The organism is Micromonospora sp. NPDC047738 (genome assembly GCF_040642675.1).
Taxonomy (GTDB): domain Bacteria; phylum Actinomycetota; class Actinomycetes; order Mycobacteriales; family Micromonosporaceae; genus Micromonospora.
The window spans coordinates 15,709-39,868 of sequence record NZ_JBEYSO010000019.1; the positions used below are offsets into that span (position 1 = coordinate 15,709).

Annotated in this window: 21 protein-coding genes, 1 tRNA gene and 2 pseudogenes; 14 read left to right on the forward strand and 10 right to left on the reverse strand. The window is 72.8% G+C overall.

Translation table 11 applies throughout. The features are described 5' to 3' along the window. Positions 1-74 precede the first annotated feature (74 nt). Positions 75-650, forward strand: a complete 576-nt coding sequence (locus ABZ783_RS25170; RefSeq protein ID WP_357442304.1) for a TetR family transcriptional regulator — start codon at positions 75-77, stop codon at positions 648-650. 221 nt (positions 651-871) lie between these two features. On the opposite strand, the gene ABZ783_RS25175 is transcribed toward ABZ783_RS25170, so the two are convergent. Continuing rightward, complete coding sequence (locus ABZ783_RS25175) at positions 872-2,080, reverse strand: amino acid deaminase/aldolase (RefSeq protein WP_357442139.1); 1,209 nt, start codon at positions 2,078-2,080, stop codon at positions 872-874. Positions 2,081-2,298: 218 nt separating this feature from the next. On the opposite strand from ABZ783_RS25175, the gene tmk reads away from it, so the two are divergent. From tmk to ricT, 6 genes are all read left to right on the forward strand, one after another. Next, positions 2,299-4,449: a dTMP kinase gene (gene tmk / locus ABZ783_RS25180; protein WP_357442140.1), complete on the forward strand. Its 2,151-nt coding sequence runs from the start codon at positions 2,299-2,301 to the stop codon at positions 4,447-4,449. Continuing rightward, positions 4,449-5,780 carry a DNA polymerase III subunit delta' gene (locus ABZ783_RS25185; RefSeq protein ID WP_357442141.1) on the forward strand — a complete coding sequence of 444 codons (1,332 nt, stop codon included), beginning with the start codon at positions 4,449-4,451 and terminating at the stop codon, positions 5,778-5,780. The genes tmk and ABZ783_RS25185 overlap by 1 nt, the downstream gene beginning before the upstream one ends. 122 nt (positions 5,781-5,902) lie before the next feature. Continuing rightward, positions 5,903-6,232, forward strand: a complete 330-nt coding sequence (locus tag ABZ783_RS25190) for a YbaB/EbfC family nucleoid-associated protein (protein WP_357442142.1) — start codon at positions 5,903-5,905, stop codon at positions 6,230-6,232. 1 nt (position 6,233) lies between these two features. Beyond that, positions 6,234-6,539 carry a type VII secretion target gene (locus ABZ783_RS25195; protein ID WP_357442143.1) on the forward strand — a complete coding sequence of 102 codons (306 nt, stop codon included), beginning with the start codon at positions 6,234-6,236 and terminating at the stop codon, positions 6,537-6,539. Then, positions 6,539-7,207 (forward strand): hypothetical protein, encoded by a 669-nt coding sequence (locus ABZ783_RS25200; protein WP_357442144.1) that lies wholly within the window; start codon positions 6,539-6,541, stop codon positions 7,205-7,207. Before ABZ783_RS25195 ends, ABZ783_RS25200 begins: the two co-directional genes overlap by 1 nt. A 354-nt stretch (positions 7,208-7,561) precedes the next feature. Continuing rightward, positions 7,562-8,401, forward strand: a complete 840-nt coding sequence (ricT, locus tag ABZ783_RS25205) for a regulatory iron-sulfur-containing complex subunit RicT (RefSeq protein ID WP_357442145.1) — start codon at positions 7,562-7,564, stop codon at positions 8,399-8,401. 98 nt (positions 8,402-8,499) lie between these two features. Here ricT and ABZ783_RS25210 read toward each other — a convergent pair whose 3' ends face one another. Further along, positions 8,500-10,236, reverse strand: coding sequence for a metallophosphoesterase (locus tag ABZ783_RS25210; RefSeq protein WP_357442146.1), 1,737 nt, complete (start codon positions 10,234-10,236; stop codon positions 8,500-8,502). Between the two features lie 134 nt (positions 10,237-10,370). Here ABZ783_RS25210 and ABZ783_RS25215 point away from each other — a divergent pair. Beyond that, positions 10,371-10,444, forward strand: a tRNA-Thr gene (locus ABZ783_RS25215). A gap of 559 nt (positions 10,445-11,003) precedes the next feature. Here ABZ783_RS25215 and ABZ783_RS25220 read toward each other — a convergent pair. The 5 genes and pseudogenes from ABZ783_RS25220 to ABZ783_RS25240 all read right to left on the reverse strand — a co-directional run bounded on the left by ABZ783_RS25220 (position 11,004) and on the right by ABZ783_RS25240 (position 14,607). Then, positions 11,004-11,516 carry an NUDIX domain-containing protein gene (locus tag ABZ783_RS25220; RefSeq protein WP_357442147.1) on the reverse strand — a complete coding sequence of 171 codons (513 nt, stop codon included), beginning with the start codon at positions 11,514-11,516 and terminating at the stop codon, positions 11,004-11,006. 380 nt (positions 11,517-11,896) lie between these two features. Continuing rightward, entirely contained in the window at positions 11,897-12,244 is a 348-nt protein-coding gene (locus tag ABZ783_RS25225) for a hypothetical protein (protein ID WP_357442148.1), read from the reverse strand. Between the two features lie 411 nt (positions 12,245-12,655). Then, positions 12,656-13,105 (reverse strand): annotated as a pseudogene (locus ABZ783_RS25230) (SRPBCC family protein); the annotation flags it as partial. A 76-nt stretch (positions 13,106-13,181) separates the two neighbouring features. Next, positions 13,182-13,856: a hypothetical protein gene (locus tag ABZ783_RS25235; RefSeq protein ID WP_357442149.1), complete on the reverse strand. Its 675-nt coding sequence runs from the start codon at positions 13,854-13,856 to the stop codon at positions 13,182-13,184. 133 nt (positions 13,857-13,989) lie between these two features. Beyond that, the gene (locus ABZ783_RS25240; RefSeq protein ID WP_357442150.1) at positions 13,990-14,607 is read right to left on the reverse strand and encodes a pyridoxamine 5'-phosphate oxidase family protein; all 618 of its coding nucleotides are present in this window, start codon (positions 14,605-14,607) and stop codon (positions 13,990-13,992) included. A gap of 163 nt (positions 14,608-14,770) precedes the next feature. On the opposite strand from ABZ783_RS25240, the gene ABZ783_RS25245 reads away from it, so the two are divergent. The 3 genes from ABZ783_RS25245 to ABZ783_RS25255 are packed head-to-tail and all read left to right on the forward strand — an operon-like array spanning position 14,771 to position 16,645. Continuing rightward, entirely contained in the window at positions 14,771-14,995 is a 225-nt protein-coding gene (locus ABZ783_RS25245; RefSeq protein ID WP_357442151.1) for a DUF2231 domain-containing protein, read from the forward strand. Continuing rightward, complete coding sequence (locus tag ABZ783_RS25250) at positions 14,992-15,531, forward strand: Hsp20/alpha crystallin family protein (protein WP_357442152.1); 540 nt, start codon at positions 14,992-14,994, stop codon at positions 15,529-15,531. Before ABZ783_RS25245 ends, ABZ783_RS25250 begins: the two co-directional genes overlap by 4 nt. 7 nt (positions 15,532-15,538) lie before the next feature. Then, entirely contained in the window at positions 15,539-16,645 is a 1,107-nt protein-coding gene (locus tag ABZ783_RS25255) for a glycosyltransferase family 9 protein (RefSeq protein WP_357442153.1), read from the forward strand. Between the two features lie 58 nt (positions 16,646-16,703). Here ABZ783_RS25255 and ABZ783_RS25260 read toward each other — a convergent pair whose 3' ends face one another. Then, positions 16,704-17,588 carry a glycosyltransferase family A protein gene (locus ABZ783_RS25260; RefSeq protein WP_357442154.1) on the reverse strand — a complete coding sequence of 295 codons (885 nt, stop codon included), beginning with the start codon at positions 17,586-17,588 and terminating at the stop codon, positions 16,704-16,706. Beyond that, entirely contained in the window at positions 17,585-19,441 is a 1,857-nt protein-coding gene (gene rfaE2 / locus ABZ783_RS25265; RefSeq protein WP_357442155.1) for a D-glycero-beta-D-manno-heptose 1-phosphate adenylyltransferase, read from the reverse strand. Before rfaE2 ends, ABZ783_RS25260 begins: the two co-directional genes overlap by 4 nt. A 132-nt stretch (positions 19,442-19,573) precedes the next feature. Between rfaE2 and ABZ783_RS25270 the strand changes: the two are divergent. Together ABZ783_RS25270 and ABZ783_RS25275 are read left to right on the forward strand one after the other, a co-directional pair. Continuing rightward, positions 19,574-19,956, forward strand: a pseudogene (locus tag ABZ783_RS25270) (DJ-1/PfpI family protein). 117 nt (positions 19,957-20,073) lie between these two features. Then, the gene (locus ABZ783_RS25275) at positions 20,074-21,750 is read left to right on the forward strand and encodes an MDR family MFS transporter (protein ID WP_357442156.1); all 1,677 of its coding nucleotides are present in this window, start codon (positions 20,074-20,076) and stop codon (positions 21,748-21,750) included. Positions 21,751-21,839: 89 nt separating this feature from the next. On the opposite strand, the gene ABZ783_RS25280 is transcribed toward ABZ783_RS25275, so the two are convergent. Next, positions 21,840-22,331 (reverse strand): NUDIX domain-containing protein, encoded by a 492-nt coding sequence (locus ABZ783_RS25280; protein ID WP_073839077.1) that lies wholly within the window; start codon positions 22,329-22,331, stop codon positions 21,840-21,842. Between the two features lie 83 nt (positions 22,332-22,414). Here ABZ783_RS25280 and ABZ783_RS25285 point away from each other — a divergent pair, with 83 nt between their 5' ends. Continuing rightward, positions 22,415-24,064: a fatty acid--CoA ligase gene (locus ABZ783_RS25285; protein WP_357442157.1), complete on the forward strand. Its 1,650-nt coding sequence runs from the start codon at positions 22,415-22,417 to the stop codon at positions 24,062-24,064. Positions 24,065-24,160 lie beyond the last annotated feature (96 nt).

Sequence of the window (24,160 nt, forward strand, 5' to 3'; positions counted from 1 at the left end):
CCACACCAGCCGCCACGACCGGGCCGCTGCGCCGGGTGCCGGTGCAGGGTCGAAGTGTCGCGCGGGTCCAGCGGATGCTGGACGCCTGTGCCGAGCTCGTCGACGAGGTGGGGTACGAGGGGTTGACCACGACTCTCCTCGCCGAGCGCGCCGAGGTGGCGATCGGGTCGGTCTACCAGTTCTTTCCGGACAAGCGGGCGATCGTGCAGGCGTTGACCCTGCGCACGATGGAGTCCTATCTCCAGCGGCTCGACGAGCGGTTCGCCTCCGACGACCTGACCCACTGGTGGGACGGCGTCGACGCGGCGATCGACGAGTACATCACGATGCACCGCACCATCCCGGGGTTCCGTACCCTGCACTTCGGCGACGTGGTCGACCTGCACCTGCTCGATGAGCAGCGGGACAACAACGGGGTGATCGCCGATCAGCTCGCCCGCGTGCTCGCCGAGCGTTACGGTCTGGCCGACGTGCCCGACCTCCGGTTCCATCTGGAGATCGCGGTCGAGGCCGCGGACGCCCTGATCAAGCTGGCGTTCCGGCGCAAGCCGGAGGGCGACGAGCGGGTGCTTTCCGAGGCGAAGGCGCTTATCCGGGAGTACCTGCACCGGCAGGTCGACGCCCGGACCGAGGCCGCTCAGCAGAGCTGAGCGGACGCCGCCGGCCGGCGGCACAACGGGAAACACGCCCGGGGTGCGACCGGGTGGCAGGACGGGAAAGACGTCCGGGGTGCGACCGGGCGGCAGCACGCGAAAGACGCCTGGGGTGCGACCGGGCGGCACGAGGTACGGCGGGCGCCCGAGGTGCGCCGGGGCCCGCCGTCACCCGATCGAGGAGCCCAGGTCCTGCTTCACCAGGCCACGTTCCGTGACTAGAGGAACGCCCGGCCTTCGCCCCGGTAGGTGGGCACAGTGGCGACCACGCTGTCGCCGTCGACGAGATGCAGTTCGTTGACGTGCTCGCACAGCTCGCCGGCCTTGGCATGGCGGAACCAGACCCGGTCACCGACCCGCAGGGCCGTCGCGGCCGTGCCCGCCACCGGAGTCTGCACCTCACCCGCGCCTTCGGCGCCGAGCAGCCGTAGCCCGGCCGGCAACCACGGCCGGGGGAGCCGGCTGTCGGCGGCCGGGCCCGAGGCGATCCAGCCGCCACCGAGCACGGTGGCCACCCCGGGCGCCGGCCGGCGGACCACCGCGCAGGCGAAGAATGCCGCCGGGGTGGGGCGCCAGGCCCGGTACGCGTCGAAAAGCGTCGGCCCGTACAGGCCGGATCCCGCGGTGACCTCGGTGACCGCGGGGTCGGCGCTGGTGGCGGCCACGCTGCCGGTGCCGCCGCCGTTGACGAACTCGAGGTCGGCGTGCTCGCGTACCGCGGCGACCGCCGCCGCCCGGCGGGCCAGCAGTTCCCGGTACGACCCGCGCTGGGCGACCCGGATCGCGGTACCCAGCACCGCCTGCCCGGGCGGGGCGTCGCCGAGGCCGGCGATCTGCGCCTCGTACGACATCAGGCCGACCAGCCGGAAGCCGGGCCGGCCGGCGACGGCGCGGGCGAGCGCGCCGGCTGCCCGGGCGCTGTGCACCGGGGACCGCCGGACGCCGACGTGCACCCGCCCGCGGAGCGGTCGCCACGAGGCGTCCAGGTCGAGGCAGACCCGCACCGGTGGCCGGCGGCCGGGCGGGCACACCTCGTCGACCAGGTCGAGCTGACCGGCGTCGTCGACCATCAGCGTCACCGCGTCGGCGAGCGCCGGGTCGGCGGCCAACCCGGCGAGCGCGCCCCGGTCGGCGGTCGGGTACGCCACCAGCACCTCGTCGCTGACCCCGGCGCGGGCCAGCCAGAGCGCCTCGGGCAGGGTGAACGCCATCACGCCGCGCCAGCCGGGGCGCCCCAGCACCCGGCTGAGCAGTTCCCGGGCGCGGACCGACTTGCTGGCCACCCGGACCGGCTTGCCGGCTGCCCGGCGGGCGAGCGCGTCGGCGTTCGCGTCGAAGGCGGCAAGGTCGACGACCGCGTACGGCGGGTCGAGGTGGGCGGTCGCCCGGTCGAGGCGATCGCGAAGTCTGTCACTGTCGGTGGCCACGGCTGCACGCTAACTGTCTGGGAGTCAATGCGAAATACCCTCGCGTATGTCCGGGCTGCGGGCGGTGGCCCCGGCGGCCTAGGCTCGGCGAGCAGGCGAATGTCGCGGAGGGGGGCGCTTCTCGCCGCGACTAGAGTGTTGCACCGGGGATGCCCAACTCTGGGCCGGCACGTGGAGGTACGGCCATCAAAAGCCAGAAGAACGGCGAGTCGCCCGGCGTGTCGTCGCCCGCGCAGGCTGACCTGTCCGCAGCGGCCGCCATCCGCTCGGTGCTGCGCATCCGGCCGTTCCGCCGGCTCTGGATCGTGCTCGGCGTCGCCTCCTTCGGCGACTGGCTCGGCCTGCTCGCCACCTCGGTCTTCGCCGCCGCTCAGGTCTCCGGCGACACCGCCAAGGGCGCGGCGTTCGGCACGCTGATCGCGATCCGGCTGCTGCCCGCCCTGCTGCTCGGCCCGGTGGCCGGCGTCTTCGCCGACCGGTTCGACCGGCGTTGGACCATGGTCATCTGCGACGTCCTGCGTTTCGTGCTCTTCGCCTCGATCCCGCTCTACGCGCTGACCGGCGCCAGCGGCGCCCTGGTGGTCACCTGGGCGGCGATCGCCACCTTCCTGATCGAGACGATCACCCTGATGTGGATCCCGGCCAAGGAGGCCGCGGTCCCCAACCTGATCCCGCGCGCCCGGCTGGAGACCGCCAACCAGCTCACCCTGATCACCACGTACGGCATCACCCCGATCGGCGCCGCCATCGTCGCCGCGGTGCTCGACCGCAGCGTGCGCGGGCTGGTCGGGGGCGGGCTGCCGAACTGGGCCGAGCCGGCGCAGCTCGCGCTCTGGGTCAACTCGTTCTCCCGGCTCGCCACCGCGCTGGTCGTCGCCTTCGGGATCAGAGAGATCAGCCGGACCCGCACCGGCGAGCGCGAGCCCACCGAGCAGAGCATGGCGCGGCAGTTCGCCGAGGGCTGGACGTTCATCCGGCAGACCCCGCTGGTCCGTGGCCTGGTGCTCGGCATCTTCGGCGCGTTCGCCGGCGGCGGCATCGTGGTCGGCACGGCCAAGTTCTTCGCCGCCTCGCTGGGCGCCGGTGACGCCGCGTTCTACCTGCTCTTCGGCGCGATCTTCATCGGTCTGGCGATCGGCATCGGGGCCGGCCCGATGATCGTCCGGGACATGTCCCGGCGCCGCTGGTTCGGCATGAGCATCGTGCTGGCCAGCGCGTCCGTGCTGGTGCTCGCCTTCGCCATTCACCTGTCCATGGCGATCCTCGGCGCGATCCTGGTCGGTGCGGGCGCCGGCATGGCCTTCCTGGCCGGCACCACCCTGCTCGGCGGCGAGGTCGCCGACGAGCTGCGCGGCCGGGTCTTCGCAGTGGTGCAGATCGGCACCCGGCTGGTGCTGATCCTGGCCATCGCGCTGAGCAGCCTCCTGGTCGGCGTCGGCGGCTCGCGTCAGCTGACCATCGCCGACCTGGGCATCTCGGTCTCCTCGACCCGCCTGCTGCTGCTCGTCGCGGGTGCCGCCGGCATCTTCGCCGGGATCAGCGCGTTCGGCCAGATGGACGACAAGAAGGGCGTACCGGTCCTGGCCGACCTGTGGGGCTCGATCCGGGGCCGCCCGCTGATGCCCGCCGAGCCCTTCGTCTCCAGCGGTCTCTTCGTGGTCTTCGAGGGTGGCGAGGGCGCCGGCAAGTCCACCCAGCTCGCCGCGCTCGCCGAACGGCTGCGCGGCCAGGGGCGGGACGTCGTGGTCACCCGGGAGCCGGGGGCGACCGCCGTCGGCGAGCGGATCCGCTCGCTGGTGCTGGAGACCGCCGGCGCCGAGGCCCCGTCGCCGCGCGCCGAGGCGCTGCTCTACGCCGCCGACCGCGCACACCACGTCGCCACGGTGGTCCGGCCGGCGCTGGCCAGGGGCGCCGTGGTGATCAGCGACCGGTACGTCGACTCGTCCCTCGCCTACCAGGGCGCCGGTCGTACGCTGCCGGCGCAGGAGGTCTCCTGGCTCTCCTCGTGGGCCACCGGCGGGCTCAAGCCCGACCTGGTGGTGCTGCTCGACGTCGAACCGCACACCGGCCTGTCCCGGGTCGGTTCCCGTAACCAGGGCGCCGACCGGCTGGAGGCCGAGTCGATCGCGTTCCACGAGCGGGTCCGGTACGCGTTCCTCGACCTGGCCGCCGCCGACCCCAAGCGTTACCTGGTGCTCGACGCCGCCCGGCCGGTCGAGGAGATCGCCGAGGCGGTCGCCCGGCGGGTGGAGGAGATCCTGGGCGACCCGGCTCGCATCGTGCACCCCCGCCCGGCACAGGGCCCGGACACCACGGTCCAGCCCGAGTTATCCGACGCGGAGCTGGTGACCATGAAGCGCCCCACCTGATGGCGGACGTCTTCGCCGACCTGGTCGGGCAGGACGAGGCCGTGGCGACGCTGCGCCACGCCGCCGCCTCGGCCGCCGCCCTGCTGCGGGCCGCCGCCGTGCCGGCGGCCCGCCCGGCCGGGCCGGCGACCGGTGCCGGGCCGGGCGACTCCTACGACGAACTCGACGCGCTCGCCGAGGAATTCGAGCCGGCCCCCGGCGCCGGTCCGCCGGGCGGACCGGGCGAGGCGGCCAGCGGCGACCCCGGCGCGGGGATGACCCACGCCTGGATCTTCACCGGCCCACCCGGCTCGGGCCGGTCGGTGGCCGCGCGCGCCTTCGCGGCCGCGCTGCAGTGCGTGCACGGCACCGGCTGCGGCGAGTGTCCCGGCTGCCACACCACGCTGGCCGGCACCCATGCCGACGTCCGACTGGTGGTGCCCGAGGGGCTGTCCATCGGCGTCGGCGAGATGCGCGCCCTGGTGCTCCGGGCGGCCAGCACGCCGTCCGGCGGGCGGTGGCAGATCGTCATCATCGAGGATGCCGACCGGCTCACCGAGGCGGCCGGCAACGCGCTGCTCAAGGCGGTCGAGGAGCCACCGCCACGGACCGTGTTCCTGCTCTGCGCCCCGTCCACCCACCCGGACGACATCTCCGTGACCATCCGGTCCCGGTGCCGGGTCGTACCGCTGCGCCAGCCGCCGGCCGGCGCGGTGGCCGAGGTCCTCGTACGCCGGGACGGCATCGCGCCCGACGTGGCCGAGTGGGCGGCGGCGGCCGCGCAGGGGCACGTGGGCCGGGCCCGACGGCTGGCCCGCGACCCGGAGGCCCGGCAGCGCCGCGACGCGGTGCTCGCCGTGCCGCGCCGGCTGACCGGGGTGGGTGCGGCGTTCGACGCCGCGTCCGCGCTGATCGAGGCGGCCGAGGCGGAGGCCGCGGCGGCGGTCGCCGAGATCGACGAGGCGGAACGGGCCGCGCTGCAGACCGCGCTCGGCGCGGGCGGCACCGGCCGGGGCGCGGCGGGGGCCATGCGGGGTGCCGCCGGCCAGCTCAAGGACCTGGAGAAGCGGCAGAAGTCGCGGGCCACCCGGGCCCAGCGCGACGCGCTCGACCGGGCTCTGGTGGACCTGGCCGGCTTCTATCGCGACGCGCTCGCCGTGGCGCTGCGGGCACCGGTCGCCCCGGTGCACACCGACACCGCCGCGCTGGCCGAGGCCGGCGCGCAGAAGTGGGACGCCGAGGGAGCGCTGCGTCGGCTGGAGGCCGTGCTGGAGTGCCGGGCGGCGATCGAGGCGAACGTCAAGCCGCGGATCGCGGTGGAGGCGATGATGCTCGCCCTCTGGAAGGGCTAGGCGAGGTTTCCGGCGCTGTCCACAGGGCATCGACAGGCGCGATTGACGTGCGGTACGGTCCGGTGTGCCGCGGTGACGGTGGCGGCACGCTCAGTGAGGGGCCAGCCGGGAGGAGTCCACCGATGCCACGGGGCGAGATCGACGAGGCCTGGATCGAGGAAGCGGTCCGGCGCTACCGGCGCATCGAGACCCTCCAGGCCGAGTTCGACCAGGCGGTGTCGACGGTCGAGGTCACCGTCCGCTCGCCCGACGGGCTGGTCGAGGTGGTGGTGACCGCCGGTGGGCGGATCACCGGCGTGCGCTTCCTCGGCCCGCTGCACCAGCGCAACCCCCGGGACGTCGCCGGTTCGGTGCAGGCCGCGGTCACCGCCGCCGCCGACGCCGCGCAGTGGGCCCGGGAGAAGCTGCACAACGAGACGTTCGCGGCGTACCGGCCGCTGGCGGGAGCCTGACATGGACACCCTGCACGCCCTGGCCGCCCGCCTGGAGGAGGCCAGCGCCACCCTCGCCACCCTGGCCCGCACGGTGACCGCGACCGACCCGCCGCACCCCGCCTTCGGCGCGCACGCCGAGGGCCGGCCCGGCGAGATCGGTCGGGCCCTGCACCGGCAGTGGACCGGCGCCACCGGCGACCGGGCCCGCGAGGCGGGCGCCGCCGCGACCCGGCTGTCCGCCGCCGCGGCCGCGCTGCGCAGCGCCGCCGACCGGTACGCGGCCACCGACGAGTCCGCCGGGCGCCGGCTCCGCTGGGAGGCCTGATGGACGCCCTGGACCGTCTCGCCGAGCCGGGCCTCGATCTGCTGGCCCGGGTCGACACGCTGCTCGCCGGCGGCGCACCCGAGGGGCACCCGCTCTGGCCGCTGCTGCGTCGCATGCAGGTGCTCCCCGGCGCGGCCGTGCGCGAGTTCCTTGAGCTGCATCCGGCGCCGTTGGCCGACGCCGGTCACGCCGTGCGCCGGCTCGTCCGGGGATACGACGACGCCGCCGCCCTGCTCGCCGACCCGGTCGCCTGGTCCGGGCCGGCCGCCGCGGCGTACGACGAGGCCCGCGGCGCCTTGCTCCGCCACCTCGACGAGGGGCCGGAGAGCCTGGTCGGGCGGCTGGAGTCGACCGCCGGATACGCCGACGCGCTGGCCGACTGGGTGGAGGGGAGCCGGCTCGCCCTGGCCCGGGCCCTGGCCGACGTGCTGCGCTCCACCGAGGCGGTCACCGTGCACGCCGCCGGACGGCCGGGTGTGGACGGCGGGCCGACCGGGGCACTGGCGGCGGCGGAGATCGCGGTCCGGGTGCTGGGTGTGCTCGGGGTGGCATACGACGGCGCGGAGACGCTGCTGCGCCAGTGGGCGCCGAGCCTGGCCGAGACGACCTGGCGGGAGCGGGTGTCCGGGGCGCCCCGCTACGGCGGCACCACCCGGATCGGCCACTGAGCGAGCGAACCAGCAGGCTCAGTGCGTGGTGCCTCATGACGGCGCGCAGCGAAGCGGAGTGTCGGCATGAGCCCCCGGCGCAAGTCCACGGCGCCGCGCGCCGTACCGGCCGTGGCCGGGCTCCGGCGGCGACGCCGTGGCTTCCCCTGCACCCCCCGCAGGTCTGTCTTCACTCAACGCGGTCGGTCGCCGTTTGTCCTCCGGTGGCCTCATCTTTCAGCCGTCCGGGCGAGGATCAACCACACGGCGGGTTGGCACCGGCTCGGTCGAGCCGACAATGGATCGCTGCGCCGGGTGACCGGACGGCGACCGCTGGGCGGCCGGCAAACCGCACGGCGTCGTAGGGTGGTGGCCATGGGCATGCTCTGCGCGGTCAGTTTCAACCGGTACGGGCGCCTCTACTACCTTGACCCGGGCGAGCTGCGCCCGCAGGTGGGCGACAAGGTGCTGGTGCCCACCGACGAGGGGCCCGAGGTGGCCGAGTGCGTCTGGGCCGCGCAGTGGGTCGACGAGGACACCGCCGGTGCGCCCAAGCTGGCCGGGCTGGCCCAGGATGAGGACCTGCGCCGCGACGAGCTGCTGCGCCGGCGCAAGGCGGACGCCAAGGTGGCCGCCAAGCGGCTCATCCGGGAGCACGGGCTGCCGATGAAGGTGGTGGCCGTCGACCACGTGCTCGGTACGCCGGACACCGGCAGCGACCGGACCACCGTCTACTTCACCGCGCCGCACCGGGTCGACTTCCGTTCCCTGGTGCGCGACCTGGGGGCGACGCTGCACTGTCGGGTCGAGCTGCGGCAGCTCTCCGCCCGCGACTCGGCGCGCGTCCAGGGCGGGATCGGCTCCTGCGGTCGGGATCTGTGCTGCGCCACCTTCCTCACCGACTTCGAGCCGGTGACCATCCGGATGGCGAAGGACCAGGATCTCCCGCTCAACCCGCTGCGAATCTCCGGCGCGTGCGGCCGGCTGATGTGCTGCCTCAAGTACGAGCATCCGCTCTACCAGCGGTTCCAGGAGTCCGCCCCGGCGATCGGCACCCGGGTCTCCACCCCGGAGGGGGACGGCAAGGTGGTCGGCCACAGCGTCCCGCGGGACTCGGTCACCGTCCGCCTGGACGCCGACGGCTCCCGCTGCTCGTGCAGCCGCGCCTCCGTCTGTGCCCCCCGCCAAGCCCACGACCAGCACTACACCCCCTAACCCCGCCGTCTGGCCCGTATTGATCATGAGGTTAGCGGCGATGTCGATCTCTTTCGGCGTCGCTAACCCCATGATCAACACCGCTTGGGGGTGGGCGGTCAGCGGAGGACGATGGGGGGTTCGGCCAGGCGGGGGGTCAGCGGGGCCTGGGGGGTCAGCCAGGAGGCGGTGGGGGACTGGTCCGGGTTCAGCTGCCAGGCGTGGCAGACCTTGTCCACGGCGATCGGATAGATGGTCAGCGTGCCGTCCGGGTCGATCCGGAACCGGAGGAACGCCTTCGAGTCCTCGATGCCCTGGCCGGCGAAGAGTTCGTTGACGTTCACTCCGAACGCCCCGGCCACCAGCAGGTAGAGCGCCACCAACTGGCTGGCGACCAGCCCGATCACCGGGCCGTACAGGACGGCTGCGGCGACCGCCGGCAACGGCCACGGCCAGTCGTAGAAGGGCAGCTTCAGCCAGAGCCAGGTGCCGCCGGCGGCCAGCGCGATGTGGGCGAGCCCGTGGCTCACGCCGAGGATCCAGTGCCGGGCGTGCCGTTTCCCGCCGGCGCTCGGCGGCTTCGCGAAGAACGCCGCGCTGAGCATGGTCACCACCAGCATGATCACCAGCGGGACGCTGAGCAGCCGCTGCTCGGTCGTGCCCACCTGGTTCGCCGTCACCCCGGCCATCGCCAGCATGAGCAGGGTGTGCAGCGTACCGAGCAGGGTCGCGAAGCCCGGGTTGCGGAACGGCAGGCGGGCGAAGATGCCCCAGCCGTAGCGCCGCGAGCGGGCCTTCTCCGGGTAGCGGGCCGCCAGGTCGTACTCGCGGGTGCGGCTGGCGCGGCGGGACAGCGTGTCCCGCGGCGGCACCTCGAGCCGCTCCGGGAGCATGTGTGTCGGGTAGAGGTAGGCGCCACCGGACCCGCAGGTGATGAGCTGCCGCTCCGGGCCGGTGTAGCGGGCGTAGTGGTGCAGGTCGCCGGAGATCAGCAGCCGCACCTGCGCCCCGGTGGGGGCGATGATCGTACGGATGAAGTAGTCGATCGAGTCGTACGCCGTGGGATGGTCCGCGGCCTTGACCCAGGTGGGCGCCGGGACCGCCAGGATCACCTTCGACCTCGGGGTGAGCTTCCGGGCGACCTCGTCGAAGTAGGTGAGCTGCGGGTCGTCCAGGTAGGACCCGGACTGGTCGTCGATGCCGAGCAGCCACCAGTCGGCGGGCAGCTCCACGGCGAAGTACGAGCGGGACTGACCGGTGCCCCAGCCGGCGAAGTGCCGGTCCCGGGACCGGACGAACAGCCGCAGGAAGGCGGTCAGGCCGTCGTACCAGTCGTGGTTTCCGGGGACGGCGAAGAGCGTCGGCCGCTCGGGCGGCGCCAGCGGCAGGGCGGCCTGATACGGCCCCTTGCACCGGTCCTCGTACGCCTCGTAGGCCGCCGACGGGTAGACCTGGTCGCCCCCCATCACCAGGGTCTGTGCCCGCGACAGCCGGTGCCCGTCGACCTCCAGCTCCGGCTGGGCGAGCAGGTACGCCACCGAATACGTCGCGTCGAAGCCGTCACCCAAGTCGGCCACGTAATCCAGCCAGAGCCCGCCGTCCGGCCCGACCTGCCGGAACGTGCCGTCGCCGAACGCGTTCTGCAGCTCACGCTTGTCCAGGTACGCCCCGAACAGCATCGCCAGCAGGGTACGCAGGCCGGTGCTGATCAGCAGCAGCGGCGCCAGCCACGGGACCGGCTTACGCGGGGTGAACCCCAGCTCCAGCGGGTCGAGGCTGCGCGGCCGGCGGGTTGCCCGCTCGCCGGGATGAGCTTCGGGGAGCGGCGGCTGCGGCGGTACCTGATCATCGCTCACCGCCGCAGGGTAGTCCCGACCGGGTGCGAGCGCTGTCCGGCGAACGACCGAACTTCTCCTCGATGTCCGGTTCGGCGAGAGTGGGGATCCCGTTCGGCTCCGGGCCGGGGTGTGCCGTACACTTGACGATCGTTGCCGCCTTAGCTCAGTCGGCTAGAGCGACGCACTCGTAATGCGTAGGTCGACGGTTCGATTCCGTCAGGCGGCTCGGTACGGAAGCCCAGGTCAACGGCCTGGGCTTCGCCGTTTCCCAAGGTCGACAACCTCGCCGCCGGCTGTGCCAGTCCGCAAATAGTCCGCATCCCGCGCGGCGACCGCCTCGTCCAGCCGGCTGGCGACCGCGTCCAGGGCCAGCGACAGCACCCGGTGCGCGTACTGGATGTTGCCGGGGCGAGGCCGGACGCGGTGAGCCGTTGGGCCCAGGCCGCCACCTCCGCGTACGAAACTGCCGAAAGCGGGATGCCGTCCCAGGAGCGAACCCTGGCCCATGTGCCCTGATGGCCTGCTACTGGGCACGCATCCCGCGCTGATCTTCGGGGCCAGCAGTCATGATGTGGCGACCTACGGATTTGAGGACCTCCAGTTCTACCGGGAGGTTGCCCAGCCGTCACCGAACAAGAGGCCCACGAGATCGGACTGGTCGGCCTCGGGCGTTGGGCCCAGCGAATCGGCCTCAGCACGCACAACCTGACTGTGGTGGCGCTGTTTGCCAGGGGCATCGCATAGTCGGACCACTCGACGCTGCTCCGTGGTTTGGTGCCTGTTGTCTAGTCCCACCACCTGCTTGACGAATCCGTCCCAGCACATGCACGACAGTCGGCCTTGGTTGCTCGGTCGTCCTGGTTACAGTCGGTGACATCTGAGTGCCTGCGGGCGCACTCAAACTCAGGCAGAGAACGAACCATTGCCGCCAAGACGCCATGCACGAGGGGAAGGCCGCCCAGCTCGCTGATCTCGACCCATGCGATGTCGTCATGCTCGTCAGGTGCACGGTTGGTGGGAGAGCCAACCCAGTCTCCAATTTGCCAGACGCCCACGTGAAGAGCGTCCTCACCACTGCCGGCATGCAAGACGCCCAACCGTGAAGCGGACTCCGCCACAATGCGAACACCGAGCTCCTCGTGCATCTCACGCGCGAGGGCTTGTAGTTCCGACTCACCCGCTTCGACTTGCCCCCCGGGCAGATCCCAGACATTTGGGTATGCCCGTTTGGTCGGCCTGCGGTGTACCAGCAGGACCGCGCCGTTTTCAACGAGTGCGCCTGTGACGACGACATGCATGGCGGGATTAGAGCAGAGGGATAGGACAAGCTCGCTCCAGCCAAAGGGGACCCCCAGAAGTCCGGATCTGCCGCGGTCCGATCGCTACGGGGCGTGGCAGCCTATCGCCGGCGGTTCGGCCATGCCACGATGCGCGCCCGTGCCGCGGACCGTGAAGGCTTCCGCGGCTCGGTGACGATGAGGACCAGGGCGTGCCCATCCCTCGGGGTGCCGGATCCTCTACGCCACCCGGCCGGCGTCAGGGCGCTGCGCGTCGGCAAGCCGATGGCCTCCGGCCACCCTTGACCCCGACCGGGCGTCGCAGTCTTTGGCACCGAGGCGGGGGATGGGAGCAGCGTGGCGGCGGCCTGGCGGATGCCTGCGAGGAGACCGCTAGCGCCTTATTCGCCTTCTACGGTGAGATGCGTGTCGCTCGGTTGCCACAGAGCCGTCTGAGCGGCCTTGAGCAGTTGGGCGACCCACTGCTCCACAACGGGGTCATCGAGTCGGTCAGCCACGAAACACAACTCGTCGATCAGCGTTTGAATCATGGGCCGGTTCAGCCGGACTGGATCGGAACCTCCGAGCAGCGGCAGCAGGTGCAACTCGTAGCCCTTCGCCACGTGTGACAAGCGCCAGAACACTCGCTCGGGCACACAGAGGCCGTCGGCCGGGTTATCGCGGTAGACCGCCACGATCGGATCATTGGCGTATGTGTCGGGGTCGATCCGATCGGCGTAGTCGCTCACCATGGCATCGTCGCATCCCAAGATCGGACGTGCAGGCGAGCGGTCCGCATCTAGTCCGCAAGTGGGCGACGGACGACGGGGGAGCGGTGCGAGATGTCGAGAGGCTTTTCCCTGCTAGGCGTCGATCAGCCCAGGTCGGCATGCCGGCCAACTTGATCTCGTAATGCCTAGGTCGATGGTTCGATTCCGTCAGGCGGCTCCATAGAAGGGCCCAGGTCACCGGCTTGATCGCCGATCATGACCTGGGCCCTTTACTCGCCGTCACGAGGCCGAGCAGCCAAACGTGTCCGACCGCCGGGCTCGCTCCGGCAAGGAGGTGAATGGTCAGCGTTTGGAGGCGCGGGGGCTGCCGTCGTCACCCAGTGAGGACGCGGCGTATTCCACGCCGGACGTGCCGAGCGTACGGCCCTCGTCGATGGTGCCGCGCCAGGCGCCCGTCGCGGTGCCTCGGCTCTCGATGTACGACTTGAACTTCTCCAGGTCGGCCTCGGCCCGCTTCTCCACGATGCGCAGCTTGTCGCCGGACTGCTCGACCAGCCCCTCCGGCTCGTACTCCATGCAGAGCCGGACCTGGGTGCGGCCGGTGCCGATCGGCTGGAAGTAAACCGCGCCTGCGTTGGTGGCGCCGCTGGTGGCCGCCCAGGCCACCTTCCGGTCCGGCACCTGCTCGAGGACCGTGGCGTCCCACTCGCGCTTCACGCCGGCGATCTCGGCGATCCAGTGCATCCGCTGGTCGTCGAGCTGTCGCACCTCGTGCACGCCGCCCATGAAGCGGGGAAACTCCTCGAACTGCGTCCACTGGTTGTACGCGGTGCTGACCGGCACGTCGACTTCGATGGACTTCTCGACCTTGGTGGTCATGGATTCCTCCTCGTCGTTCTGACGTCCGTACTCAGATCCGTACCCATCGGAGAGGCGCTGAATCGAGACGGCCGGCTCAGCCGTCCTCGCGCTCCGGGTTCTCCAGCCGGAAGAAGTTGCTCTGCTTGCCGTCGGAGCGCTCCTCCTGGTAGATGAAGTTCAGCCGCCGCTCGTCGAACGCGCGGAGCCACTCCGCCCAGCTGATCTCGCGCAGCCGCTCGTCGCGGCCGTTGGCCGGGAAGTCGAACCGCAGCACCCCCGGGTGCCCGTCGTGCTCGGTGCCGTCGACGGTGACCGGTACGCCCTTGCGCGCCTCCGCCCAGCGCCGGATCACGTCGTGGTCGGTGGTGACCAGGCTGCGGCCGGGCCGCTCCGGCTCGTCGTCCACAGAGGTGATCTCCTGGGCGTACCGCAGCGATTTCGAGCTCTGCGAACCGGTCCGGACGCCGCCCGGCGAGGTCTTCTTGCCCGCTGCGGAGCCGGCGCGCGCCGTGGAGCCGCCGGCCCGCGCCGACGTGCTCTTCTTCGCGCCGTCACGCATGCTGCTCACCAGCGCCTTGACCAGGTCGCCCTTGCGCAGCTCGGCGGTGCCGGTGACGCCGCGTCGGCGGAGCCGGTCGCGGAGCTGGTCCACGGTCAGCCGGCCGATCTCGCTCTCGTTGACGTCGGGGGTGTTCGGGGTCTGGTTGCCCGGCGGGTTCGTGGTCGCGGTCGAGCCGCTGCCGCGCCCCAAGCTGTTCTTCGTGGGCATCGCACCTCATCCTCTCTCGACCCGTGCTCCAGGGGTTCCGGCGCCGCGTTGACGCGGTGGGCCGTCCCTGGATCAGTACCCCCAGCCGCCCGTCGAAACGTGAGCCGCCGGTACCCCGGGGTGAGAGGCGGGATCAGGAGTAGATGGTCTGCACGTAGTGGGGTCCGTAGTGGCGTTCGAGGTCGGCGAGGCTCTCGGCCGGGGCCTCCACCTCCTTGACCAGCCGGGCCCGGGACGGCAGGACGTCGGGCTGCCACGTCTCCGGCTGCCACAGCTGGGAGCGGAGGAACGCCTTCGCGCAGTGGTAGAAGATCTGCTCGATCGCCACCTCGACCGCCAGCACCGGGCGGTGTCCCTTGACCACCATGTCGGCGAAGTACGGCGCGTCCCGGACCAGCCGGGCCCGCCCGTTGATCCGCAGCGTGTCGGTGCGGCCGGGGACCAGGTAGATCAGCCCGACGTGCGGGTTGGCCAGGATGTTGCGGTAGCCGTCGGCGCGCCGGTTGCCGGGCCGCTCGGGGATGGCGATGGTCGCCTCGTCCAGCACCAACGTGAAGCCCGGCGGGTCGCCCTTGGGGGAGACGTCGCAGCTGCCGTCCGCGCCGGCCGTGGCGACCAGGCAGAACGGCGAGGCGGCCAGCCACTCCCGGTCCCGCGCGTGCAGCACGGTGCGCTCCTTGGTCAGCGCCCGCTGGTTCGGCGTACCCAGCAGCTCGCGCAGTTCCTCCGGTGAGGTGATCTCCACGGTCACGTATTCCTCCCCCGTCCGTTGACGTCGGCGGCATTTTCGGCCCGCGACCGGCCGGTTTCCGCCATGGTCAGCCTAGGCGTGCGCGCCGAACGCGAGGTTTGCCCCCGGGCCGGCCGGGTACGGCTTGACCCGCAGCCGCCCGGATGCGACCGATGGAGGCCCGATGGAGAGCCGATTGAAGGTGCTCGGTCACCCCGTGCACCCGATGCTGGTGATGTTCCCGGTGGCGCTCCTGGTCACCGCGCTGATCTTCGATGTGTTGGCCCTGCCCACCGGCGCCCGCGCCAAGCGGGTCGGCCTCGCCCACGCGGGCGCCACGGAGGCCGACCCGAACGTGCCGAGCTCGCTGCGCCCCTCGACACCCGAGCGGATCGGAGACATGCGATGACCGAACAGTCCGGTGGACGTGGGTTCTGGCGCGGCCGCCAGCAGGGCTGGGACCCGATGGGCGAGCTCCAGTCGCTGCGCGCCGAGTTGCGCCGCCTGGTCGGTGGCCGGGCCGGCCCGCCGGAGGTAGAGCTGGGCGAGGCGGCCGACGGCTGGGAGGTCGTCGTCCGGCTGCCGGGCGTGGCACCGGAGGAGGTGGCGGTCGAGCTGGACGACCGGGAGCTGTGCGTACGGGCCCGCTCGGAGGCGGAGGTCAACGCCGACCACGGCATCCAGGGCGGGTTCGAGACACGCGGCTTCGAGTACCGGGTGGACCTGCCGTCCCGGGTGGATCCCGACCGGATCGACGCGGTGATGGACCACGGTCTGCTCCGGGTGCGGCTGCCCCGGGCGGCCCGGCCCACGCCGCGCACCATCACCGTCGGCCGCACCGGCCCCCGCCCCGCCACCGTGGGTACGCGGACCCTGGCCGACCCGGCTGCGGACCGGGAGCTGCACCACCCGGACACCACGGTCGACGAGATCGACCGGCCGTAGGGGTCGCGTGGCCACCCCGTCGGTGCTCGGCCCGGTCGGCGAGCGCGTACCCGACGTCGAGCGGATCGCTGTGCTGCGGGCGAACGCGCTCGGTGACTTCATCTTCGTGCTGCCGGCGCTGGAGGCGCTGCGGGCCGCGTACCCCGGGGCGGAGCTCGTGCTGCTCGGCGCGCCCTGGCATGCGGTGCTCTGGCGCGACCGCCCCGGCCCGGTGGACCGGGTGCTGGTGGTGCCGCCCGCGCCCGGCATCCGCGACGCCGGGCCGGACGAGCCGCCGGCGGAGCTGGCGGACTTCCTGGCGGCGGCTCGCGCGGAGCGGTTCGACCTGGCGGTGCAGCTGCACGGCGGCGGGGCCAACTCCAACCCGCTGGTCGCCGGGCTGGGCGCCCGGGTCACCGCGGGGCTGCGCGCCGAGGCTGCGCCGCCGCTGGACCGCTGGATCCGGTACGTCTACTACCAGCACGAGGTGATCCGCTACCTGGAGGTGGTGGCCCTGGTCGGTGCGTCGGCCACCACGATCACCCCGGCGCTGGCGGTCACCGACGCCGACCGGGCCGAGGCCCGGCAGGTGCTCGGCGAGCCGGAGCGGCCCCGGGTGGCGCTGCACCCGGGCGCGACCGACACCCGGCGGCGCTGGCCCGCGGACCGCTTCGGCGAGGTCGCCCGCGCGCTGGTCGGCGACGGGTACGAGGTGCTGGTCACCGGCACTCCCGCCGAGCGGGAGACGGTGGACGCGGTGGTCGTGGCGGCCGGCGTTCCGGTCCGCCCGCAGGTCGGCACGCTCAGCCTGGGCGGGCTGGCCGCCTGCTACGCCGGCTGCGCGCTGGTGGTGTCCAACGACACCGGGCCGTTGCACCTGGCCGCCGCGGTCGGCGCGCCCACCGTGGGCGTCTACTGGATCGGCAACCTGATCAACGGCGCCACGCCGCTACGGGCCCGGCACCGCCCGATCGCCTCCTGGACCACGCACTGCCCGGTCTGCGGCGTCGACTGCACCCCGGGGATCTACCCGCACCGCCCGGGCGACGGCGACTGCCCGCACCGGGACTCGTTCGTCGCCGACGTGCCGGCCGTCGAGGTGGTCGAGGCGGCCCGCGAACTGCTGGCGGGCTGACCGGCGCGGCGCGCCGGGTCCGCCGACCGGCGAGCGGCGGGCCGGGGCGGGCGAGGGGTCAGGCCGGCTGCGGGGTGTCCGAGGGCTGGTCGATGAGGACGACCTCCCACGCCTCCACGTCCCGCTCGGTGACGGTGGTCGGCGACTCCAGGTGGAAGGCCCCGCTGGGGAGCACCCCGGCACCGCCGTGCCGCTCCAGCACTGCGAGCTGGGCGGCGACGTCCTCGCCCTGGTGCTTCTCGTGCAGCCGGCGCCAGAACTCGAAGCCGCCGGAGTCGATCAGCTTCGCCCGGTCGTAGAGCACGCAGCCGCCGATCCAGGAGACCTTGTACGCGCGCCAGGCCCCCGCCGGCAGCCGCAGCTTCTCGGTCACGTGCAGCAGGTTCGCCGCCGGATGGATGGCCGCCCGGTCCCACTCCGGCGTGCCCGGGCGGATCCGCTCGGGGACCGGCCGGCCCGGCCACTCCTCGTAGTGCGCGTGGGTCTCGGGGCGGACGTCGTCGGCGTAGGAGAGGCCGTGCACCGCGTTGCCGACGAACCCGCAGCCCAGCTCGCGGATCGCGGTGAGCAGCCGGGCGAGGGTGCCCGGTTCCAGCCAGACGTCGTCGTCGAGGCAGAGCACGTACCGGGCCGTCGACTGGCGCAGCAGGTACGCCCGGTGTTCCGCCAGCCCGCGCCGGGGCAGCCGCCGGGTCAGCAGCACCGGGTGGCCGCGGTGGCGCAGCGCCCGGACCATGGTGGCCGCCGCCGGGTGCGCGTACGCCGGGCCGTCGTCGGACTGGTCGCTCACCACCACCCCGAAGTCGGGTACGCCCTCCTGGGCGGCCAGCCCGGAGAGGGTGACCGCCAGCTCGGCCGGCCGGTTGCGGGTAGGGATCAGCACGTCCAGCTGCCGCGGCCGGCGGAAACCGTCCGGCGTGCCGGGGTCGAGCGGTCGGTTCACGCCGGCCTGCCCGTGCTCCGGCCGACGGTGGGCGTGACCGACTGGGCCCGGATCCGGTCGATGATCGCCGAGGTGGACCGGTCCGGCACGTATCCGAGGGTGCGCACCTGCCCGCCCAGCCGGCGCACCAGCGGAGCCTCCGGGACCATCTCGGGCGGGTAGTCGCCGCCCTTGACGTAGACGTCCGGGCGGACCGCCTCGATCAGCGCCGCCGGGGAGTCCTCCTCGAAGACCACCACGTGGTCGACGCACTCCAGCGCGGCCAGCAGGGCGGTCCGGTCCTCGACCGGGTTGACCGGCCGGTCCGGCCCCTTGAGCCGCCGTACGCTCTCGTCCGAGTTCACCGCCACGACCAGTAGGTCGCCGAGCGCCCGGGCCTGGGTCAGGTAGCGGACGTGCCCCGGGTGCAGCACGTCGAAGCAGCCGTTGGTGAAGACGATCGAGCGTCCGGCCCGGCGGTGCTCCTCGACGATCGCGGTCAGCTCCTCGGCGCCGACCAGGCTGGGATGGCCGGTCTGCTCCGGCCCGCTGCCCAGCGCGTCGAGCAGGTCCTCCCGCCGGCACACGCAGGTGCCGGTGTCGGAGACGGTGATGGTGGCGGCGAGCTGGGCGAGCTGGGCGGCGGTGGGCAGGCTCGCGCCCGCCGCCAGCGCCAGGGTCATCGCCGCCAGGTACGCGTCTCCCGCACCGACGGCGTGGCTGGCCGGGACCGGGGTGCTGTGGCTGCGCCGGGGCTCGCCGTCGGCCCCGCCGACCACCGCGCCCTCGGTGTCGAGGGTCACCGCGACCACGTCCGCGCCGGTGTGCGCGCGCAGCTCGGCCAGGCGCGACTCGGCCAGCATCGCCCGGTCCACGCCCTCGCCGGCCGCCGCGTTCACGGTGACGCCCGTGCCGGTCACGCTGAGCCCGTCCCCGGTCAGCGCGACGCGCTCCTCGCCCGGGGTCGGCTCCCCGGTCGGTCCGGGGCCGGCCGCGCCGGGGTGGCCGACCGACGGCGCACCGGAGGTGGGGTGCGGGGTGCCGGCGGTCCGCTCGCCCGCCCCGCCCGGTGCCGCGCCGACGACCAGCTCGGACGGGCCGTCGGCCGGGTCGGCCGGGTGGTCCAGGTGCAGGTCACCGGCGGTGGCGCCGCGCGCGGCGGTACGGCTGCCGCCGCCGAAGCCGACCGCGGCCCGGGCCAGCAGCCGGGTGGCCTCGGCGAAGCTCGGGGTCACCACGGTCGGGTTGAGGCCGCGCCAGTCGGCGAGGTCGTGCGCGTCGAGGGCCACGGTGGTGTAGCGGTCCCGGTTGGCGACCAGCCAGGCGCGGACCGCCCGGGGCAGCGCGCCCAGGCCGTAGTCGCAGACGACCAGGGTGAGCGGCCGGCCGGCGGCGACGTCCTTCAGCTCCTCCGTGGCGCAGTGCAGCGCGGTGAGCAGCCGGGCCACCCCGTCGTCGTCGAGCGCGTCGTCCGGCTCACCGGAGTCCTCGCGGAGCAGGATCTGGTTGCCGGCGAGCATCCGCCGCTTCACCGGCGTCGGCCGTCCGGTCTGGTTGACCGTACGGTCCCAGACGCCCGCGCGGTCGAGGCAGTCGTGCAGTTCGTCGCCGGCCGCGTCGGCGCCGACCGGCGACACCAGCACGGCCCGGCCGCCGAGGGCGGAGACGTTGACCGCCGTGTTCGCCGCGCCACCCGCGGCGGACGTACGGCGGCGCAGGGTGAGGACCGGGGCGGGGGCTTCCCGGCAGAGCCGTTCGGACTCCGCGAACCGCCACTCGTCCAGCATGGCGTCCCCGACGATCAGCACGGGACGCCCCTGCCAGCTCTCCACGACGGTGGCGAGCCGGCGCTCTTCGGCTGCTGCTCCTGCCATGTTCCCTCGGGTCCCCCGAGCCGCTCCCGTCAAACCTGCCCTTGCGGGGTCCGGGGGCCACGCCGGGCGTCCGGTTTCGCCCGCTTGAGCCCGGGCACGGATTGAGGGGACCGCTGGAGAGGAGAAACCACCATGGCAGCGACGCTGCAGGGCAAGCGGATCGCGTTCCTGGCCGCCGACGGCGTGGAGGAGGTCGAGTACACGAAGCCCCGCGAGGCGGTGGAGCAGGCCGGCGCGCGGGTCGAACTCGTCTCGGTGCGGCCCGGTTCGTGAGGTCGTTCTTCAGCGCCGGCAAGCCGGTCGGGGTGATCTGCCATGGCCCGTGGACGCTGGTCGAGGCGGACGTGGTGCGTGGCCGCCGGATCACCTCGTGGCCGAGCCTGCGCACCGACCTCGCCAGCGCCGGCGCGGCCTGGGTCGACGAGGCGGTCGTCACCGACCACGGCCTGGTCAGCAGCCGCAACCCCGAGGACCTCCCGGCCTTCTGCGCCAAGATCGTCGAGGCGTTCGCCTGACCACCCGTCCTCGTCGATCATGAGGTTGGCGGCGGTCGAGGAGATCGACATCGCCGCCAACCTCATGATCGGCCCGTCTCGGGGGCATGTTCTGCGGGACGTGGGAAAGAACCCGGGATGACTGCCCAGGCCAACGGTCGTCCCGTGCTGCACGCCCGCCAGGTCCGCCTGCTGATGTTCGGTCTGATGACCGGCATGCTGCTGGCGGCGCTCGACCAGACCATCGTCGGTACGGCGCTGCCGACCATCGTCGGCCAGTTGGGCGGGATCAACCACTACTCGTGGGTGGTCACCGCCTACCTGCTCGCCTCCACCGCCTCCACCCCGCTGTACGGGAAGATGGCCGACCTCAACGGCAGACGCCCGGTCTTCCTCTTCTCGATCGGCACGTTCCTGCTCGGCTCGCTGCTGGCCGGGCTGTCCCAGAACATGACCCAGTTGATCGTCACCCGGGGCGTGCAGGGGTTGGGCGCCGGCGGCCTGATGACGCTGGCGTTCACCATCATCTCGGACGTGGTCTCGCCCCGGGAACGTGGCCGCTACCAGGGCCTGTTCGGCGCGGTCTTCGGCATCTCCTCGGTGGCCGGGCCGCTGGTCGGTGGCTACTTCGCGGAGACCAACTGGCGCTGGATCTTCTACATCAACGTGCCGCTGGCGATCCTGGCCATCGTGGTCTGCTACCACGTGATGCGGCTGATTCCGTTCGAGCGGCGGGAGCACGCCATCGACTGGCTCGGGGCGGCGTTGCTGGTCGCCGGGGTGAGCAGCCTGCTGCTGGCGCTGAGCTGGGGCGGCAGTCAGTACGCCTGGGGCTCCGGCGTGATCATCGGGCTGTTCGCGGCCGGCGCGGTGCTCGGCACCCTCTTCGTGCTCCAGGAGGCCCGGGTGCCCGAGCCGATCCTGCCGCTGCGGCTGTTCCGTACCCGAACGTTCACGCTGGCCAACGCGGCGGGCTTCGTGCTCGGTCTGGTGATGTTCGGGTCGATCATCTTCATCCCGCTCTACCTCCAGATCGTCAAGGGCGCCTCGCCGACCCGCAGCGGCCTGCTGATGCTGCCGATGATGGCCGGCATCATCGTCACCTCGGTGTTCACCGGCCGGGCGATGAGCCAGATCGGCCGCTACAAGTGGTTCCCGGTGGCCGGCTCGGCGGTGCTGGTCGCCGGCATGCTGCTCTTCCGGCAGCTCCAGGTGGCCACCTCGCTCTGGGCGGCCTTCGGTTACATGGTGGTGATCGGCGTCGGGCTGGGCCTGTGCATGCAGTCGCTGATCCTGGCCGTGCAGAACGCGGTGCATCCGCGGGACCTGGGCGCTGGCACCTCCTCGGCGACCTTCTTCCGCTCCCTGGGCGGCTCGTTCGGTGTCGCCATCCTCGGCGCGGTGCTCTCGTCGCAGCTCACCCACCAGCTCGCCGACCGGCTGCCGCCCGCCATCGCGCAGCTGCCGCCCGCTGAACGGGCCGTCGTGGCGGCCCGGGGCGGTGCCCACATCTCGATCAACGAACCGGGGACCATCCTCGCCCTGCCCGCACCGGTCCGGGCCGCGATCCAGGCCGCGTTCGTCGATTCGCTGCACCTGGTCTTCCTGACCGCCGGACTGATCGCCATCATCGCGGTGCTGGTCACCCTGGCCCTGCCGAACCACCAGCTGCGCGGCACCGGCCCGCAGGGCGCCACCGGCGGCGCGGATCCGCTCGGCGGCAAGGCCGCTGCCCCCGGCGGCAAGCCGCTGACCAAGGAGTCGAAGGGCGAAGCCGCCGCCGAAATGGAGGCCAAGTCCCAGACGATGCTCTGACGGCGCCCTGTTGGTCAAGGAGTTAGCGTCGGCTACCGGCTCCGGCCCGACCCTAACTCCTTGATCAACGCCTGCACGGCGGGCGGGGGTTACTTGAGGATCAGGCGGTTCGTTTGTTCGAAGACGTCCAGGTCGGCGAGGGTCTCGATGACGCTGGCGGAGAGCGGGGTGGGCAGCTCCTCCGGGTGGAAGAAGCCGGCGTCGTCAGTCTCGTCGGTCACCCGGGCCAGCTCGCCGTCCCACTCGTCCACGCGGAACGCGGTGGTGAAGACCTGGTACGTGTGGCCGTACATGTTGGTGTGGGTGCGGTCGGGCCCGGTGTAGAGGGCGAAGGCGCTGACCCGCAGGGCGCGCAGCCCGGTCTCCTCGCGGACCTCCCGGACCGCGCAGTCGGCGATCGACTCGCCCAGCTCCATGGCTCCGGCCGGCAACGCCCACTGGCCGTTGTCCGAGCGCTGGATCAGCAGCACCCGGGCGGCGTTGTCCCGGACCACGGCGCGGGCCCCGACGAACATCAGGGTGCGGTCACCGGCCAGGGCGCGCAGTTGCCCCACGTACGAGTCGGCCCAGGAGATGCTCACCCGGACAATCTACGCAGTTTCCGCTGCCGGCTCGGCAAATCCGGGGCTTCCGTGGTGTGACCGGCGACACTAGTTTGCTACCCATGCGTAGCACGATGATGGATGCCCCCCTCCAGGTCGCCCGGATCCTCGAACACGGCTCCACCGTGCACGGCACGGCGGAGGTCGTCACCTGGACCGGCGCCGAGCCCCGTCGGATGACGTACGCCGAGGTCGGGCGGACCGCCGCCCGGCTCGCCCACGCGCTGCGCGACGAGTGCGGGGTGACCGGCGACGAGCGGGTCGCCACGTTCATGTGGAACAACAACGAGCACCTGGTGGCGTACTTCGCCGTGCCGAGCATGGGCGCGGTGCTGCACACCCTCAACCTCCGGCTCTTCCCGGACCAGGTCGCCTACATCGCCAACCACGCCGAGGACCGGGTGGTGCTGGTCGACTCGACGCTGATCCCGCTGCTCGCCCGGGTGATCGGGCAGCTGACCACGGTGCGGCACGTGGTGGTGGTCGGCGGCGGGGACCCGGCACCGCTGGTGGCGGCGGCCGGCGACCGGATCGCCGTACACCACTGGGACGCCCTGCTGGCCGGCCGGCCGGACAGCTACGACTGGCCCGAGGTGGACGAGCGGGACGCGGCCGCGCTCTGCTACACCTCCGGGACCACCGGCAACCCCAAGGGGGTCGCCTACTCGCACCGCTCCATCTACCTGCACTCGCTGCAGATCTGCATGCCGGAGGGCTTCGGGCTCGGCCCGACGGACCGGGAGCTGGCCATCGTGCCGATGTTCCACGCGATGTCCTGGGGCCTGCCGTACGCGGCGTTTCTCTCCGGCGCCTCGCTGATCATGCCGGACCGGTTCCTCCAGGCCGAACCGATCGCCGCGATGATCGCCGCCGAGCGCCCCACCCTGGCCGGCGCGGTGCCGACCATCTGGACCGACCTGCTGACCTACCTGGACAGTCACGACGTGGACACCTCCTCGCTCAAGGAGGTGATCGTGGGCGGCTCGGCCTGCCCGCCGGCGCTGATGCACGCCTTCCACGACCGGCACGGCATCGAGGTCATCCACGCCTGGGGGATGACCGAGATGTCGCCGCTGGGCTCGGTCTCCCGGCCGCCGGCCGGCGCGACCGACGAGACGGCCTGGCGCTACCGCTACACCCAGGGCCGGGTGCCGGCCGGGGTCGCCGCGCGGATCGTCGGCCCGCTGGGCGAGCCGCTGCCCGCCGACGGGACCTCCGTGGGTGAGCTGGAGGTCCGCGGGCCGTGGGTGACAGCCCGGTACGTCGGGGACGAGACCCAGGACGAGGAGAAGTTCCGGGACGGCTGGCTGCGGACCGGGGACGTCGGCATGCTCTCGCCGGACGGCTACATCACCCTCACCGACCGGGCCAAGGACGTGATCAAGTCGGGCGGCGAGTGGATCTCCTCGGTCGAGCTGGAGAACGCCCTGATGGGGCACCCGGCGGTGCTGGAGGCGTGCGTGGTGGGCGTACCGGACGAGCGCTGGGACGAGCGGCCGCTGGCCACCGTGGTGGTCCGGGAGGGCGCCTCGGTCACCGCCGAGGAGCTGCGGGACTTCCTGGCGAAGTCGGTGGCCCGCTGGCAGTTGCCGGAGCGCTGGGCGTTCATCGACGCGGTCCCGAAGACCAGCGTCGGCAAGTTCGACAAGAAGGTGGTGCGTTCCCGCTACGCGGAGGGCGGGCTCGAGGTGCGCGAACTGGCCGCGCCGTAACACTTTCCGGCGTAGCGTCGCTGGACGGGTAGAGACTTCCTCGTAAGGACATCTCTCCCCAGAGGGCGGCCCCGGCGTTCGCACCGCGCCGGGGCC